General features: G+C 73.6%; 20 protein-coding genes. 13 read left to right on the top strand and 7 right to left on the bottom strand.

Going from position 1 to position 15,410, the window contains the following annotated elements:
• Nucleotides 1-220: 220 nt before the first annotated feature.
• The gene (locus ACTWM8_RS24760; RefSeq protein WP_446211105.1) at nt 221-1,210 is read left to right on the top strand and encodes a sigma-70 family RNA polymerase sigma factor; all 990 of its coding nucleotides are present in this window, start codon (nt 221-223) and stop codon (nt 1,208-1,210) included.
• A gap of 73 nt (nt 1,211-1,283) precedes the next feature.
• Here the strand turns inward: ACTWM8_RS24760 and ACTWM8_RS24755 are convergent, their stop codons facing one another.
• The gene (locus tag ACTWM8_RS24755; protein WP_446211104.1) at nt 1,284-2,261 is read right to left on the bottom strand and encodes an NlpC/P60 family protein; all 978 of its coding nucleotides are present in this window, start codon (nt 2,259-2,261) and stop codon (nt 1,284-1,286) included.
• Between the two features lie 493 nt (nt 2,262-2,754).
• On the opposite strand from ACTWM8_RS24755, the gene ACTWM8_RS24750 reads away from it, so the two are divergent.
• Complete coding sequence (locus ACTWM8_RS24750; protein ID WP_446211103.1) at nt 2,755-3,282, top strand: DUF6232 family protein; 528 nt, start codon at nt 2,755-2,757, stop codon at nt 3,280-3,282.
• 6 nt (nt 3,283-3,288) lie between these two features.
• Here the strand turns inward: ACTWM8_RS24750 and ACTWM8_RS24745 are convergent, their stop codons facing one another.
• Both ACTWM8_RS24745 and ACTWM8_RS24740 read right to left on the bottom strand, forming a co-directional pair.
• Nucleotides 3,289-3,618, bottom strand: coding sequence for a DUF3817 domain-containing protein (locus ACTWM8_RS24745; RefSeq protein WP_446211102.1), 330 nt, complete (start codon nt 3,616-3,618; stop codon nt 3,289-3,291).
• A gap of 25 nt (nt 3,619-3,643) precedes the next feature.
• The gene (locus tag ACTWM8_RS24740) at nt 3,644-4,048 is read right to left on the bottom strand and encodes a hypothetical protein (protein ID WP_446211101.1); all 405 of its coding nucleotides are present in this window, start codon (nt 4,046-4,048) and stop codon (nt 3,644-3,646) included.
• Nucleotides 4,049-4,165: 117 nt separating this feature from the next.
• Between ACTWM8_RS24740 and ACTWM8_RS24735 the strand changes: the two genes are divergently transcribed.
• From ACTWM8_RS24735 to ACTWM8_RS24725, 3 genes are read left to right on the top strand one after another with little or no spacing between them, the layout of a single operon-like run.
• Complete coding sequence (locus tag ACTWM8_RS24735; RefSeq protein ID WP_154942350.1) at nt 4,166-4,486, top strand: DUF6158 family protein; 321 nt, start codon at nt 4,166-4,168, stop codon at nt 4,484-4,486.
• On the top strand, nt 4,486-4,809 hold the full coding sequence (locus ACTWM8_RS24730) for a hypothetical protein (RefSeq protein ID WP_446211100.1): 324 nt from the start codon (nt 4,486-4,488) through the stop codon (nt 4,807-4,809). Before ACTWM8_RS24735 ends, ACTWM8_RS24730 begins: the two co-directional genes overlap by 1 nt.
• Nucleotides 4,810-4,839: 30 nt before the next feature.
• On the top strand, nt 4,840-5,382 hold the full coding sequence (locus ACTWM8_RS24725) for a DUF1360 domain-containing protein (protein WP_446211099.1): 543 nt from the start codon (nt 4,840-4,842) through the stop codon (nt 5,380-5,382).
• A gap of 58 nt (nt 5,383-5,440) precedes the next feature.
• Here ACTWM8_RS24725 and ACTWM8_RS24720 read toward each other — a convergent pair whose 3' ends face one another.
• The 3 genes from ACTWM8_RS24720 to ACTWM8_RS24710 form a co-directional block, all read right to left on the bottom strand.
• Nucleotides 5,441-5,653 (bottom strand): hypothetical protein, encoded by a 213-nt coding sequence (locus tag ACTWM8_RS24720; protein ID WP_357999149.1) that lies wholly within the window; start codon nt 5,651-5,653, stop codon nt 5,441-5,443.
• A 46-nt stretch (nt 5,654-5,699) separates the two neighbouring features.
• Nucleotides 5,700-5,924, bottom strand: coding sequence for a hypothetical protein (locus ACTWM8_RS24715; RefSeq protein ID WP_350799690.1), 225 nt, complete (start codon nt 5,922-5,924; stop codon nt 5,700-5,702).
• Between the two features lie 71 nt (nt 5,925-5,995).
• On the bottom strand, nt 5,996-7,090 hold the full coding sequence (locus ACTWM8_RS24710; RefSeq protein WP_446211098.1) for a 3-deoxy-7-phosphoheptulonate synthase: 1,095 nt from the start codon (nt 7,088-7,090) through the stop codon (nt 5,996-5,998).
• 304 nt (nt 7,091-7,394) lie between these two features.
• Here ACTWM8_RS24710 and ACTWM8_RS24705 point away from each other — a divergent pair, with 304 nt between their 5' ends.
• On the top strand, nt 7,395-8,549 hold the full coding sequence (locus tag ACTWM8_RS24705; RefSeq protein WP_446211097.1) for an alkaline phosphatase PhoX: 1,155 nt from the start codon (nt 7,395-7,397) through the stop codon (nt 8,547-8,549).
• A gap of 97 nt (nt 8,550-8,646) precedes the next feature.
• Complete coding sequence (locus ACTWM8_RS24700; RefSeq protein ID WP_446211096.1) at nt 8,647-8,862, top strand: hypothetical protein; 216 nt, start codon at nt 8,647-8,649, stop codon at nt 8,860-8,862.
• Here the strand turns inward: ACTWM8_RS24700 and ACTWM8_RS24695 are convergent.
• Nucleotides 8,829-9,572 (bottom strand): phosphodiesterase, encoded by a 744-nt coding sequence (locus tag ACTWM8_RS24695; protein WP_446211095.1) that lies wholly within the window; start codon nt 9,570-9,572, stop codon nt 8,829-8,831. The genes ACTWM8_RS24700 and ACTWM8_RS24695 overlap by 34 nt on opposite strands.
• Nucleotides 9,573-9,680: 108 nt before the next feature.
• Here ACTWM8_RS24695 and ACTWM8_RS24690 point away from each other — a divergent pair, with 108 nt between their 5' ends.
• From ACTWM8_RS24690 to ACTWM8_RS24665, 6 genes are all read left to right on the top strand, one after another.
• On the top strand, nt 9,681-10,973 hold the full coding sequence (locus tag ACTWM8_RS24690) for a M16 family metallopeptidase (protein ID WP_446211094.1): 1,293 nt from the start codon (nt 9,681-9,683) through the stop codon (nt 10,971-10,973).
• Nucleotides 10,970-12,316, top strand: coding sequence for a M16 family metallopeptidase (locus ACTWM8_RS24685; protein ID WP_446211093.1), 1,347 nt, complete (start codon nt 10,970-10,972; stop codon nt 12,314-12,316). The genes ACTWM8_RS24690 and ACTWM8_RS24685 overlap by 4 nt, the downstream gene beginning before the upstream one ends.
• 72 nt (nt 12,317-12,388) lie before the next feature.
• Complete coding sequence (locus tag ACTWM8_RS24680) at nt 12,389-13,414, top strand: aspartate-semialdehyde dehydrogenase (protein ID WP_446211092.1); 1,026 nt, start codon at nt 12,389-12,391, stop codon at nt 13,412-13,414.
• Nucleotides 13,415-13,654: 240 nt separating this feature from the next.
• A complete protein-coding gene (locus ACTWM8_RS24675) occupies nt 13,655-14,095 on the top strand; it encodes a PPOX class F420-dependent oxidoreductase (protein ID WP_446211091.1) in 441 nt (146 codons plus the stop codon).
• Between the two features lie 90 nt (nt 14,096-14,185).
• Nucleotides 14,186-14,875 (top strand): TMEM175 family protein, encoded by a 690-nt coding sequence (locus ACTWM8_RS24670; protein WP_446211090.1) that lies wholly within the window; start codon nt 14,186-14,188, stop codon nt 14,873-14,875.
• 64 nt (nt 14,876-14,939) lie between these two features.
• Entirely contained in the window at nt 14,940-15,356 is a 417-nt protein-coding gene (locus tag ACTWM8_RS24665) for a CBS domain-containing protein (protein WP_446211089.1), read from the top strand.
• Nucleotides 15,357-15,410: the final 54 nt, after the last annotated feature.

Below are 15,410 nucleotides of genomic sequence, written 5' to 3'. Positions count from 1 at the left end.
GGTCGATTTCCCCTGATCCGCCAGCCTGTTCGTGGTGCGGAGTCAGTGAGCCCCGAATGGGCGCTGACAGCAAACGTGGACTTGGCTTTCAGCTGATACTCAGGCATTCGTGACACTTTCGACTCACGACATGGAATCCCCGACACGTCTCATCTGTTGTGTAGGTGTCAGCACCGACGGGCACAGCGGAGGTTACGGGGGAGGGCCGATGGACGTGGGGATGGCAAGGAACCGGGCAACCGGCGCGAGCGAGGGGACCGTGGGAAACGTGGACAAGAACATCGGCATGCGGACCGACGAGGTTGCCGAGGAGCGCGACCTGGTCGGCGTCTACCTTCACGAGATCTCCCGGACGCCGCTGCTGGACGCCGCCAAGGAGGTCGATCTCTCCAAGACCATCGAGGCCGGCCTGTACGCCGAGCACCTGCTCGGCGAGGACCGCGTCCCCGAGGGCGTCGACCGGGACGACCTGGAGCGCCTGGTCGTAGAGGGCGAGCGCGCCAAGGACCTCTTCATCCGGGCCAACCTGCGGCTGGTCGTCTCGATCGCCCGCCGCTACGTCCGGTCCGGGATGCCCATGCTGGACCTGATCCAGGAGGGCAACACCGGCCTGGTCCGCGCGGTGGAGAAGTTCGACTACGAGCGCGGCTACAAGTTCTCGACGTACGCGACCTGGTGGATCCGTCAGGCCATCAGCCGGGCGATCGCCCAGCAGGAGCGGACCGTGCGACTGCCGGTGCACCTGGTCGAGGACGTCAACCGGATGCGCAACGTGGCCCGGCAGCTCACCCGTGAGCTGGGCAGCGACCCGGAGCCGGAGCAGATCGCGGCGGCCCTCGGCGTCACCGTCGAGCGGGTCAACGAGCTGGTCCGCTGGTCGCAGGACACGGTGTCGCTGGACACCCCGGTCGGCGACGACGGCGACACCAAGCTCGGTGACCTGGTCGCCGACAGCGACGCCCCGTCGCCGGAGGAGATCGTCCTCACCGGCCTGGAGCGGCAGCGGATCGAGGGTCTGCTCAACCACCTCGACGACCGGTCGGCCGGCATCATGCGGGCCCGGTACGGGCTCGAGGACGGTCGGGAGCACTCGCTCACCGAGGTCGCGTCGCGCTTCTCGCTCTCCCGGGAGCGGATCCGCCAGCTGGAGATCCAGGCCCTCGGCCGGCTCCGCGAGCTGGCCCGCGCCGAGGGGCTGCAGGCAGCCTGACCTGGTAGTAATGACGGCGAACGGCCGGCGTCCGATAGGGGGGCGCCGGCCGTTCGCCGTTATTGCCGTGGGGTCAGCGGACCCGGCCGTAGCCCTGGATCGGCATGATCCCCATGTTCCGCTTGAGCACGTTGCGCCCCGCGCTGGGCGCGTCGATGATCTGGCCGCCACCGACGTACAGGGCCACGTGCCCCAGCCCGCTGTAGAAGACCAGGTCTCCCGGGCGCAGATCACCGCGGCCGATGTGCGACACGGCGCCCCACTGCATCCGGGTGTTGTGCGGCAGTGACCTGCCCGCCGCCCGCCAGGCGGCCGAGGTGAGGCCGGAACAGTCGTAACCGCCGGGACCGTCGGCGCCCCAGACGTACGGCTTGCCGATCGCCCCGTACGCGTAGCGCACCGCGACCCCCGCGTTGCCCGCCACGGCGGGCGCGTCGGGGGCGGAGCGGGCGGCCGGCCGCGGGCTCGGCGCCTCGGTGGCCCGGCCGTACGCCTCCCGGCGCAGCTCGTAGAGGCGGGCCAGGTCGCGCTCGATCTTCTTCCTGGTGTTCGCGATGCTGCGCGCCTGTGCGGCCTCCCGGGCCAGCGTCGCGTCCAGCCGGTTCTTCTCGTCGACCAACTTGCGTTGGCTGGTGGTGAAGCCGGCGATGCGGTCCTGGCGTTCCCTGGTGAGCCGGTCGATCGTGCTGAGCCGGTCCACCAGGGAGGCGGACCCGTCCGGTTCCAGCAGCGCCTGCGCGGTCCGCAGGCCGCCGGTCTTGTACGCGGTGACGGCCATCTGCCCGACGTCCGCCCGGCTCCGCGCGGTCTGCTCCTCCAGCGGGCCGATCCGCGCGTGCAGCGCGGCCGCGGTCTCCTTGTTGGCCTTGATCTCCTCGTTGAGCTTGTTGTAGGACTCGACGACCCGTTCCAGCTCGGTCGAGGACTTCTCGATCCGTGCGGTCAGCTCGGCCACCGACGGCTCGGCCCGAGCCACCGACGACGGGGCGATCAGCGCGGCCGTGAGGCCGGCGACCGTGAGCGTTCGCACCAGCATCCGTAAGGACGACAAGAGCGGAAAGCTCCTCTCCACGGGCCCTCGGGGGATGCTGACGCCCCCGACGGCACCGGCTCGGGGCCATCCGGACGGATGGCGGCCGACCGCGCCGGCCCGCCCAACGTAACCCGGGACGGGAGTGACGCGCAGGGGAAGCCGGGGCGAAAGTTGGCAAAGGGGCAGGAAAGGCCGCTGCGCAGCGTGACCTCCTCTGACGCCATTGTGGCGTGGCGTGCGGCGTGTCGCGGGTACTTCGTCGCTCTTGGCGGCTTGCGCCGGATTCGTCGTTCTGGGCGGATGTCGTGGCACGTGAGCGACGATCGCCGGACAAACCCGAAATGGATGCCAGATGCGGGCGGCACCGATTCGCCGTGCTCCCGCGGAGGCGGGAATCCGACCGGCACGGCCGGCGGGCGGGCAACAGAATGGAAGCCGGTGCCGGGAATCCCGCCGTGAGCAGGCACGGGGCGGTGGGAGAGCCGACGCCGCCGGCCCCTGGGAGGACGCCGTGCAGCAGGCAGACCGCTCCGCCACCCGCCCGCCGCGCACGTCGCGCGGGACGACCCTGCTCTACGCGCGCCCGGGGATCGTGGTGACCACCGAACGGTTCACCGTCGGTCGGAACACCTTCGCCGTCGCCGACCTCACCCACCTGCGGGTGGGGCGCGGGCCGCACGACCGGCTGGCCGTGCGCGCCGTCGCGGTGACCGCCACCTTGATCACCGGCGTCGGCGTGCTGCTCGGCTTCACCGGTGGGCTGCAACGGCTCACCGCCGGGGCGTACCTGATCCTCGGGGTGGTGTTCCTGCTGCCGGTGCTGCTGGCGCTGGCCGGCGACCGCTGGCGGCCGCCGGCGCACGAGTTGTGGGGGCACTGCGGCGGCGTCGAGGTGCTGCTGTTCAGCAGCGACGACGAGCGGCAGTTCGGCCAGGTCAGCCGGGCGCTGAACCGGGCCCGGGAGCTGCACCGGTATCCCGACGCGGAGGACCCGGCCACCGCGGCCGGCTACTGGCGACCGCAGCCCCGACGGGCCTAGATCGCCCTAGCGCGCGGCGACCGGCTCCGGGGCCTGCGGCTGCCGGGCGGCGAGCTCCCGGGTGACCTTGCGCTCGGCGACGAACGACACGAACGGCACCGTGCCGGCGAGCATCACCAGCAGCATCCGCTTGAGCGGCCAGTTCACCCGGCGGCCCAGGTCGAAGGTGGCGGCCAGATACAGCATGTAGAGCCAGCCGTGCGCGGTGCCGACGACCGCCACCACGATCGGCTCGTCGAACGCGTACTTCAGCGGCATGCCGATCAGCACCAGCACGGCCAGCGCCACGCCCACGATCCAGGCGATCACGCGGTACCGGTTAAGGGCTCCGCCCACCGTCGTCCGTCCTTCCGCACCGGCCTCAGCCGGGATAGTCACCGGGCCTCGCGCCCGGATTGGCGTTCAACCACGTCAGGTAGCGGTTGTACTCGGTCAGGTCCGCGTCGTCCGGGGCGTCGACCGCGGCCGGCACCCGGGCCACCCGCACCGGACGGCGTACCGCCGGGGCGCCCGGATCCGGCGCGGCGTCACCGACCGTCTCCGGCGCGGCGGCGGCCGGGCCGCGCAGCGTGTGCCGGACCTCACGCCACCAGACGAAGACCACGAAGCCGGCGAAGATCGGCCACTCCACGGCGTACGCCCAGCTCAGCGTGTTGCCCGAGGCCGCCCGGCTGATCTGCCACCAGCCCAGCACCAGGAACCCGACGACCAGCACGACCATGGCCACGTGGCGGGCGATCCACGCCGGTGTCCAGAGCCGTTTCATGGCATCGAGCGTACCGGGACGGCCGGGCGTCTCCGACGCGGTGTCGTAGGAGGGTTTGGTGACACCCCGGCTGGGCATCCGTCTAGATGCCAGCCCGAACGAGCCCGAGGGGGCGACATGACCGAATCAGTACGCCAGTCCGGTGACGTCAGCCCGGAGCAGCGGATGACGGAGTGGGACGGCGACCACGCCCGCGACACGTCGGCCTCCGGCGCGCACGTCGACGGAGAGCTGCTCGGGGTGGACCCGGCGGAGCTGGACGACGAGGACCTGATCCGGGAGCTGCAGAGCCTGCACCGCACCCGGCTGGACACGCTGCGCCACGCGGCCGACTCCGCGCTCGCCAACCACCTGCGCCGCACCGCCGAGCTGGAGACCGAGTACCTGGCCCGGCACCCCGGGCGCGAGGTGGATCCGAGCCGGCTGCGGGACGCCTGATGGGCACGCACGCCGAGCGCGGGATGTCCGCGCCGCCCGAGGTGGTGTTCAACACCGCGACCGACCCGGACCGGGCCTCGGCCTGGCTGCCGGAGCCGCTGCGGTCCGACGGTGGGGAGCGCCCCCAGTCCAGCGCCGACGACCTGCGGGCCCGGTGGAGCAGCGACTCCGCCCCCGGGTGGTCGGCGGAGATCCAGGTGGAGCCCGCCGACGCCGGCGGGTCCCGGGTCCGCCTCGACCTCACCGGCGGGGACAACGGCCTGGCCGACGAGACCCTGGCCAACCTCGCCCGCGAGGTGGCCGACAACCTGACCGCGGGTTGAGCCGAACGTGACGAACAACGAGGAGACGTGGTGACCCAGGGCGGCCTGAAGCAGAAGGTGGCGCGGCTGCGCCAGGCGTACGCGCCGCACGAGCACCGGCCGCTGGGCGGTTACCTGGCCGCGATGGGCACGTACGCCACGGTCACCGCGTCCCTGGCCGGCCTGGTCCGGGCGGCCGGCCGGCCGGTGCCGGACCGGCCCGCCCCGGCCGACGTGGTGCTGCTCTCCATCGCCACGCACAAGCTCAGCCGGCTGCTCTCCAAGGACGCGATCACCAGCCCGTTACGGGCCCCGTTCACCCGGTACGACCACCCGATCGGCAGCGGCGAGGTGATGGAACACGTCCGGGACCGGGGCAGCTCGACCCGGCACGCCATCGGCGAGCTGCTGAGCTGCCCGTTCTGCCTGGCCGTCTGGGTCGCCACCGGCCTCACCGGCGGCCTGGTGCTCGCGCCCCGGCTGACCCGGCTGGTGGCCACCGCGCTGACCGCGGTCGCCGCCTCGGACTTCCTCCAGATGGGGTACGCCGTCGCCCAGCGGGCCGCCGAGGGCGGGGACCCCGACGAGAAGTGACCCGTACGCGCGAAGGGGGCCGGCGCTGTTGCGCCGGCCCCCTTTCGCGTCGTCCCGCTCAGGTCGGGGTGGTGCCGCCATTCTCGCCGGCCCAGCCGCGCGAGGCCTCCGGCTCACGCTCGTCGGAGTCCTCGTCGGTGATCACGTCGCGGTCGACCGCGGTGCGGTCGTGCTCGTTGGCGAAGTCCGGCTCGGGGGTGGTGTCCCGGCCCTCCGGGGGCTGGCCGAGCGCCGGCACGGACTCGTGCTCGTGCCCCTCGTGGTGCGTCATGCCGTCGTCCTCTCGTCGTCCTCGTCCACCCCCGTGCGCCGCGCGCTCAGGCCACCGAACCGCCCAGCAGGTCGGCCGCCTCGTCCACCGCGTACTCGCCCTGAGGGAGCGCGGCGATCCGGGCGAGCAGCGTCGGCGGCAGCTCCGCGGCGACCGCCCGGCGGTAGATGTCCGCCTGGCTGATCCGCTCCTGGCCGTGGTAGATGTCGTCGAGCAGCTCGTCGAGCTGCCGGGTGTCGACCTCGTCGGTCACCGGTGCGTCATCGGTCACTCCGCCCAGCTACCCCCACCCGAATCGCCCAAACCCGTGCAGAGGCTGCTGTCGGGTCTCCCGACAGCCGGTCAGGCGGGGGTGGGCAGGGCCGCCCGGCGGGCTCGGACGGCGGCGGCCAGGTGGTCCAGGACCTCGGCGGTGGTGTCCCAGCCGATGCAGGCGTCGGTGACCGAGCGGCCGTAGGTCAGCTCCCGGGTCGGGTCCAGGTCCTGCCGGCCCTCGAGCAGGAAGCTCTCCAGCATGATGCCGACGATCCCGCGCTGCCCGGCGGCGAGCTGGGCGGCCACGTCGGCGGCGACCTTCGGCTGGTTGCGGTGGTCCTTGCCGCTGTTGGCGTGGCTGGCGTCGACCACCAGCCGCTCGGGCAGGCCGGCGGCCCGCAGCAGGTCCAGCGCGCCCGCCACCGACTCCGCGTCGTAGTTCGGCCGGTCGCCGCCGCCGCGCAGCACCAGGTGGCCGTCGGCGTTGCCCCGGGTGTGCATGATCGCCGGGGTGCCGGAGACGTCGATGCCGGGGAAGACGTGCGGCACACCGGCCGCCCGGATCGCGTCCACCGCCGTGCCGATGCTGCCGTCCGGGCGGTTCTTCATGCCGATCGGCATGGACAGCCCGGAGGCGAGCTGTCGGTGCACCTGGCTCTCCACCGTCCGGGCGCCGATCGCGCCCCAGGCCACCGTGTCGGCGATGTACTGCGGGGTGATCGGGTCCAGGAACTCGCAGCCCACCGGCAGGCCGAGGCGGAGCACGTCCAGCAGCAGCGCCCGGGCGGTCCGCAGGCCGAGGTTGACGTCGCCGGAGCCGTCCAGCGCCGGGTCGTTGATCAGGCCCTTCCAGCCCACCGTGGAACGCGGCTTCTCGAAGTAGACCCGCATCACCACCAGCAGGTCGTCGGCGTGCCGGTCGGCGGCCTCGCGCAGCAGGTGGGCGTACTCCAGGGCGGCGGCCGGGTCGTGCACCGAGCAGGGGCCGACCACCACCAGCAGGCGGTCGTCGGCGCGGTCCAGCACCCGGCCGACCGCACGTCGGCCGGCCAGCACGGCCGAGGCGAGCGGGGCGTGCAGGGGCAGGTCGTGCAGGAGCAGGGCGGGCGTGGTCAACGGCACGACGCGATCGATCCGTTGGTCGATGACGGCGTCGTTCTCCGGGGTGGTCACGGTGGGCATCCTCTCGCCGACCGTGCCCGGGGCCGGTGCCCGGGTGGAGCCGGCTGCTCGTACGCAGAAGGGCAGGAGCGGAAGCTCCTGCCCGGCCGGCTCGAAAACGAAGGTGACGTCAGCTCATGGCGAGGTCACCGGCGTCGGAGCCGGCTGCCTAAACCATCGATACGAGCGCGTCACGTCGGCCAGCGTACCCGACCGGACGGGGAAGGCTCACCGGGGCGTCGGGAAAGCCTCGCCCGATGTTTACCTCCATCGATGGAACCAGCGGTAACTTCATCGGCACCGCTCGCACATTCGGAGGTAACCGATGGACCGTCGTACCGTCCTGCGCGCCACCGCTGCCGGCGGGGCCGCCGCCTTCGCCGGCAGCCTCTGGTCCGGCGCCGCGCTCGCCGCCCCGGCCCAGCCGGGCGTCGGCCCGTACGGGCCGCTCGGCACCGCCGACGCCCGCGGCCTCCAGCTGCCCGCCGGCTTCACCAGCCGGATCGTCGCCCGGGCCCGACAGGTCGTGGCCGGCACGTCCTACACCTGGCACGACGCCCCGGACGGCGGCGCCTGCTTCGCCGCCGGCACCGGTTGGATCTACGTCTCGAACTCGGAGATCACCCCGGGTGGCGGCGCCTCGGCCGTCCGGTTCAACGCCGACGGCACCACTGCCTCGGCGTACCGGATCCTCTCCGGCACCAACCAGAACTGCGCCGGCGGCGCGACCCCGTGGGGGACCTGGCTCTCCTGCGAGGAGGTCAGCCTGGGGTACGTCTACGAGACCTACCCGCAGGGCGGTACGACCGCCGTACGCCGACCCGCGCTCGGCCGGTTCAAGCACGAGGCGGCGGCGGCCGACCCGGTCCGCAAGGTGATCTACCTGACCGAGGACGAGACCAGCGGGTGCTTCTACCGGTTCCGCCCCACGGTCTGGGGCAACCTCTCCGCCGGCACCCTGGAGGTGCTGGTCGCCGGCACCGCCACCAGCGGCCCGGTGAGCTGGGCGCGGGTGCCCGACCCGGACGGCTCGCCGACCGCCACCCGCCAGCAGGTCTCCGGCGCGAAGAAGTTCAACGGCGGCGAGGGCTGCTGGTACGCCGACGGCACCTGCTGGTTCACCACGAAGGGCGACAACCGGGTCTGGGCGTACGACGCGGTCAACCAGCGCATCGACCTGGCGTACGACGACTCGCTGGTGACCGGCGGCGCCGCGCCGCTGACCGGGGTGGACAACATCACCGGCTCCCGCTCCGGCGACCTCTACGTCGCCGAAGACGGCGGCAACATGGAGATCGTTTTAATCACTCCGGACGCCGTTGTCACGCCCTTCGTCAGGCTTACTGGCCAGTCCTCGTCGGAGATCACCGGCCCGGCGTTCTCCCCGGACGGCAGCCGGCTCTACTTCTCGTCCCAGCGCGGCACCTCCGGCTCCTCCTCCGGCGGGATCACCTACGAGGTGCGCGGCTCGTTCCGCTGAGCCTCCGGCCCGGCCGGTCCGGTGCCGCCCGGCGCTGGACCGGCCCGCGGGCGATCTTGTGGCGTGTCGGGCGGGCCCACGGGGTATGAGGCTCGGCATGAGCCACGAGCAGAGCGACCAGGAACGGGTGGAGTCCCGGGCCCACCTGCTGCCCGAGGAGGCGGCGGTCGGCAGCGACGACGCGCAGGCGCAGGCCGACGCGATCCTCACCGAGTCCGACATCCGGGAGGAGGACCGCAACGCCGCCCCCGACACGGTGCTGGAGCGCCGCACCTCCGATCAGGCCGCGACCCCGATCGAGCCCCCCGACTGATCGACCGCCCCCCGGGCCCGGCGGGAGCCCCGGTAGGTCTGCTCGCGCAACCAGGCGAGCGGGCCCACCGCCCGCAGGCCCGCCGGCAGGTTCCGTACCGGGTCGAAGGCCAGCGCGGCGTCCGTCCGGGCGTCCAGTTGCCCGCCGAGGGTGACCTGGCCGAACGGCCGCCACGGCCCGACGGCGGACGCGACCGCGAGCACCAGCCGCGGCGCGTCCGCCCGGGTCGCCGCAGCCACCTCGGCCAGACTGCGGCCCAGGTCGGGGGAGTCCGGGTCGGCCAGCGCCGCCAGCCACAGCCGCCGCGTCCCGACCCGGAACGGAATGATCGTGCTGTACGTCCCGGCGAAGCGCCGTCGGGGCAGCGGCACGTTGCGCAGCACCGGGGCGGCCCCGCTGGAGCTGACCAGCAGGTCGAACGCCCGGGCGTCGGCCAGGTGCAGCCGGACCGCCAGCCCCAGCACGTCCGGCCAGCCGTCCGGGGTGGGCACGCCCCGGGAGAACCGGACGGTGGCGCGGTGCCGGCCCGGCTCGTCGAGCAGCGCGACGCCGGTCGGCGGTCCGGGCGTACCCCAGATCATCACCTCGGCGGCGAACGAGCGCCCGGTCGGGTGCAGCAGGCGGGCCCCGCGCCAGCGGGTCAGGACGGCGGCGGCCCCGGCGACGGCGACGGCCGCGCCGGCGGCGACGGACTCCAAGGGGGTCGGCATGCCTTCTGCGGTACCCCGCGCCGCCCGGTAGATGCCCGCCGCGCCGCGTGGGCTCGCCAACGGATGAGCTGTCCCCTTTCCGCCCCGGAGATCGGATAGCGTCGGGTCATGCCCGACAGCGGTTACCCCTGGCCCATCGAGACGACCCGACTGGACAACGGCCTGCGCGTGGTGGTGAGCGAGGACCGCACCGCTCCGGCGGTGGCGGTCAACCTCTGGTACGACGTGGGCTCCCGGCACGAGCCGACGGGGCAGACCGGTTTCGCCCACCTCTTCGAGCACCTGATGTTCGAGGGCTCGCTCAACGTCGCCAAGACCGAGCACATGAAGCTGATCCAGGGCTCCGGCGGCTCCCTCAACGCCACCACCAACCCGGACCGGACGAACTACTTCGAGACCGTCCCGGCCGAGCACCTGGAGCTGGCGCTCTGGCTGGAGGCCGACAGGATGGGCGGCCTGGTCCCGGCGCTCACCCAGGAGACGCTGGACAACCAGCGCGACGTGGTGAAGAACGAGCGCCGCCAGCGCTACGAGAACGTGCCGTACGGCGACGCCTGGCTGCGGCTGCTGCCGCTGCTGTATCCGCCCGGCCACCCGTACCACCACGCGACGATCGGCTCGATGGCCGACCTGAACGCCGCCGACCTGGTTACCTTCCAGTCGTTCCACACCACCTACTACGCGCCCAACAACGCGGTGCTCACCGTCGTCGGCGACGCCTCCGCCGCCGAGGTCTTCGCGCTCGCCGACAAGTACTTCGGCGCGATCCCCCTGCGCGAGGAGATCCCGGCCGCGCCGGACGGCCGGACCGTCGCGGCCACCGGTCGGCCCGCCGTCGAGACGGTCACCGGCGACGTCCCCGCGCCCCGGGTGTACGCCGCCCACCGCACCCACCCCTTCGGCACCCCCGGGTACGACGTGGCCACCGTGCTCGCCGCGGTCCTCGGCAGCGGCCGGGGCAGCCGCCTCTACCAGCGCCTCGCGGATGGGGAACGGATCGCCCAGCCGGACCTGGTCGGGGCGTACGGGGTCGACCTGGCGCACGCCCCGGCGCCGCTGATCGCCACCGCCACCGCCCGCCCCGGGGTGGGCGCCGAGCGGCTGGCCGCCGGGGTCGCCGAGGTGGTCGACGAACTGGCCACCGTGCCGGTGACCCACGCCGAGCTGGACCGCGCCAAGGCGCTGCTGAGCACCGCCTGGTGGCGGCAGATGTCCACGGTGGACGGCCGGGCGGACACCCTCGGCCGGTACGCCACCCAGTTCGGCGACCCGGCCAAGGCCGCCGAGCGGTTGCCGGCCTGGCTGGCGGTGACCGCCGACCAGATCGCCGAGCAGGCCGCCGAGCTGCTCGGCGCCGACGACCGGGTGACCCTGACCTACCTGCCGGAGGAGACCCCATGACGCTGATCGCCGCCCGTCCCGGCGCGGGCATTCCCCGCCCGTACCGGTTCCCCGCCGTGGTCCGCCGGGAGGTCGCCGGCGGCCGGGTGGTCGCCGCGCACCTGCCCGGGCAGAACCTCGCCGTGGCGGTGCTGCTGCTCGACGCCGGGGCCGGCCGCGAGCCGGTCGGCAAGGAGGGGCTCGGCGGGGTGCTGGCCAAGGCGTTGGAGGAGGGCACCGCCCAGCGGGACGCCACCGGTTTCGCGCTCGCCGTCGAGGGGCTCGGCACCGAGCTGGTGACCGGGCTGGACTGGGACTCCTTCCAGGTCAGCGTGCAGGTCCCGGTGGACCGGTTGAGCGCGGCGGTGGGGCTGCTCGCCGAGGCGGCCCGTACGCCCAGGCTCGACCCCGACGACGTGCGCCGGGTCCGCGACGACGAGGCGACCGCGCTGCGGATGGACTGGGCCAACCCCGGCCCGCGCGCCGACGCGGCGCTGCGCGCCGACCTCTTCGGCGCCGACAACCGGTGGGGCCGCCCGATGTACGGCGACCCGGACTCGGTGGCCGCGCTGGACGTCGAGGACGTCACCGTCTTCCACTCGGAGTGGTTCCTGCGGCCCGGCACGCTGATCGTCGCCGGCGACCTGGACCGCCTCGACCTGGACGCGCTCGCCGCGGCGGCGTTCGCCGGCACCGGCGGCGGCCCGGCCGAACGCGGCGGCCCGATCGAGGTGCCGCTGCACACCGGGCGGCGGATCCTCCTGGTGGACCGGCCCGGCTCGGTGCAGTCCACGCTGCGGCTCGGGCACCCGTCGCCGCACCGCGCCCACCCGGACCACGTGCCGATGACGCTCGCCGGCACGGTGCTCGGCGGGGCATTCACCTCCCGCCTCAACCACCTGATCCGGGAGGTGCGCGGCTACACGTACGGCATTCGGGGCGACTTCGCCTCGTCCCGCCGCTTCGGCCGGTTCGCGGTCAGCTCCGGCGTGCAGAACGCGGTGACCGCGCCGGCCCTGGTGGAGGCGGTCGGGGAGATCACCCGTACCCAGGTCGGCGGGGTGACCGCCGACGAGCTGGCGGTGGCCAGCTCCTGGCGGGCCGGCCAGCTGTCGGTCGAGTTGCAGAGCCCGCGGGCGATCGCGTCGGCGCTGACCACCCTGGTGGTGCACGACCTGCCGGACGACTACCACGCCCGGCTGCGCGAGGCGCTGCTCGCCGCCGACGTGGCGGAGGTCTCCGCCGCGGCCGCCGCCCACCTGCACCCGGAATCGCTGACCCTGGTGGTGGAGGGCGACGCGGCGGTGATCCGCGACGAACTCATCGCGACCGGGCTCGGCGAGGTGACGGACGCCACGCTCTGATCGGGGCGAATCCGGTCCGGGCGGTGGGAAAGCATTCCCGCCCGGACCGGCCGCCTGGGTAGCCTCGCGGGCATGAGGATCGGCATTGTGGGGGCCACCGGCCAGGTCGGTGGCGTGATGCGGCAGGTGCTGGCGGAGCGCGACTTCCCGGCGGAGCAGGTGCGGCTGTTCGCCTCCGCCCGGTCGGCCGGGCGCACGCTGCCCTGGCGCGACGGCGAGGTGACGGTCGAGGACGCGGCGACCGCCGACTACTCCGGGCTGGACATCGTGCTCTTCTCGGCGGGCAAGGGCACCGCGAAGGAGCTCGCCCCCCGGGTCGCCGCCGCCGGCGCCGTGGTCATCGACAACTCCTCGGCGTTCCGGATGGACCCGGAGGTGCCGCTGGTGGTGGCCGAGGTCAACCCGCACGCCGCCGCCGTCCGCCCGAAGGGCATCATCGCGAACCCGAACTGCACCACGATGGCCGCCATGCCGGTGCTGCGCCCGCTGCACGCCGAGGCGGAGCTGGTCGGCCTGGTCGTCTCGACGTACCAGGCGGTCTCCGGGGCCGGCCTGGCCGGGGTCGCCGAGCTGGACGAGCAGGTCCGCAAGGTCGCCGAGGACGCCAGCGCGCTCGCCTTCGACGGTGCCGCCGTGCAGTTCCCCACGCCGCGCTCCTTCGTCCGGCCGATCGCCTTCAACGTGCTCCCGCTCGCCGGCTCGATCGTCGACGACGGCTCCTTCGAGACCGACGAGGAGCAGAAGCTGCGCAACGAGAGCCGCAAGATCCTGGACATCCCGGGCCTGAAGGTCTCCGGCACCTGCGTCCGGGTGCCCGTCTTCACCGGTCACTCGCTCCAGATCAACGCCCGGTTCGCCCGGCCGCTCACCCCGCAGCGGGCCCGCGAGCTGCTCGACGGCGCGCCCGGCGTGGCCCTGTCCGAGGTGCCGACCCCGCTGGAGGCCGCCGGCCAGGACCCGACGTACGTGGGCCGGATCCGCGCCGACGAGACCGTCGAGCACGGCCTGGCGCTGTTCTGCTCCAATGACAACCTGCGCAAGGGTGCCGCGCTGAATGCGGTCCAGATCGCCGAACTGGTCGCCGCCGAACTCCGCTGAGCGCCCAGCCCGCCCCTCCGCCCGCCCCGGCCGTCCGGCCCAAGCCCCGCCCGGCCCGCCGTGCCGGTCCGGCCCACCGCCGGGCCGGTGCGGCGGTCCGGTGAGCTGGCCGGGCCCGGGCGGGCGCGGCGGGACCGGCCGATCCGGGTGCGGGCGACCTGCCGGACGGGCATATTGGTGCCTCTCAGGTGTGTCGCCCGCGCGGCGTGCCACGCCGCCGACGTCGACGCGGAGGATTCCATGGCGGAGGAACGGACCCGAGCGGCCCTGGACGATCTCATCGCCGGCCGCCGGGTCGGCGTGCTCGCCACCATCAAGCGCGACGGCCGGCCGCAGTTGTCCAACGTGCTCTACGCCTTCGACCGCGAGCGTGCGCTGATCCGGGTCTCGGTCACCGACGGTCGGGCCAAGACCGCCAACCTGCGCCGCGACCCCCGGGCCAGCTTCCACGTCAGCAGCGACGACGGCTGGGCGTACGCGGTGGCGGAGGCGCGGGCCGAGCTGACCCCGGTGGCGGCCGGACCGGACGACCCCACCGTCGAGGAACTGATCGGGCTCTACCGGGCGGTCCAGGGCGAACACCCCGACTGGGACGACTTCCGCGCCGCCATGGTCGCCGAGCGGCGCCTCGTCCTGCGCCTGCACGTCGAGCGGGTCTACGGCATGCCCCCGCCCGGCTGACGCGGCGGCGGTGTGGCGGCGGCCCGGCGGGTATACCGGGCTCCTGCGTAACGCCGGCGACCGCACGGCCGGCGGGAACGGGGGGAGCCGATGGGCGCCGAGCGGGCACGACCGGGACCGGCCGCGACGCAGGAGGAGGAGTCGCTGCGGTCGGACACCGCACGGGCCGTCGGGTTCAGCGACGCCGTCTTCGCGATCATCATCACGGTGCTGGTCCTGGAGCTCAACCCGCCCGAGGTGCACCCCGGCGGGATGGGGCACCTCCTGCTCGAACAGTGGCCCACCTACCTGGCGTACGTGACGTCGTACCTCTGGGTCGCGGTGGGCTGGCTCAACCACAAGGGGACCTACCACCGCATCCGCAGCACCGACCGCGGCCTGCACTGGTGGAACCTCGCGGTGCTCTTCAGCACCGCGCTGCTGCCGTTCGCCACGGTCGTCGTCTCCCGGTCGGTGCAGGCGGGCGACCGGGCCGATGAGATGGTGGCGGTGGTGCTGTACGCGGCGGTCGGGGTGGTGCTCTCCGCCGCCTGGCTCGGGCTCTACCACTACCTCAGCCGGCACGAGCAACTGTTGCAGGAGCGCGTCCCGGCCCGGTTCTTCGCCGTCGAACGCGGTCGGGCGGTGCTCGGCATCGGCGCGTACGCGGTGGCCGCGCTGGTCGGCTGGCTGGGCGCGGTGCCGGTGGCGCTGGTGATCTTCCTGCTGCTGCCGCCGTTCTACGCGCTGTCCAGCAACGGCTTCTACGACCTGCGGCGGCGGCTGCGGCGGCACCGGTGAGCACGCGTTACCTGCTGCGGCGTGGCGGGTAGACGGGGCCTGCCGACACCGAGAGGGGAGCACCATGACAACGGTCGGAGAGTTCATGACGACCCGGTTGGTGACGATGGACGGCAACGACACGCTCACCGCGGCGGCGCAGGAGATGCGGGACAGCGCGATCGGCGACGTGGTGGTGACCGCGGGAGACGACGTGGTCGGCATCGTCACGGATCGGGACATCACGGTCCGTGCGGTGGCCGAGAGCATGGATCCGAACACCACCAGGCTCAACCAGATCACCAGCAAGGACGTGGTGACGGTCAGCCAGTACGACGACGCCGTCGCCGCGGCCGACCTGATGCGCACCTACGCCGTACGCCGGCTGCCGGTGATCGACGACGGCAAGCTGGTCGGCCTGGTGTCGATGGGTGACCTGGCGGTCGAGCGGGAGCCCCAGTCGGTGCTGGCCGACATCAGCGCCGACGAGCCCAACAACTGACCTGTCCGCCGCGGGCTGTGACGCCGGCTCCCCTTGTGGGGGCCGGCGTCCGCC

The sequence above is a fragment of the Micromonospora sp. IBSANI012 genome (assembly GCF_052814045.1).
This window is presented reverse-complemented; position numbering and strand designations above follow the sequence as displayed.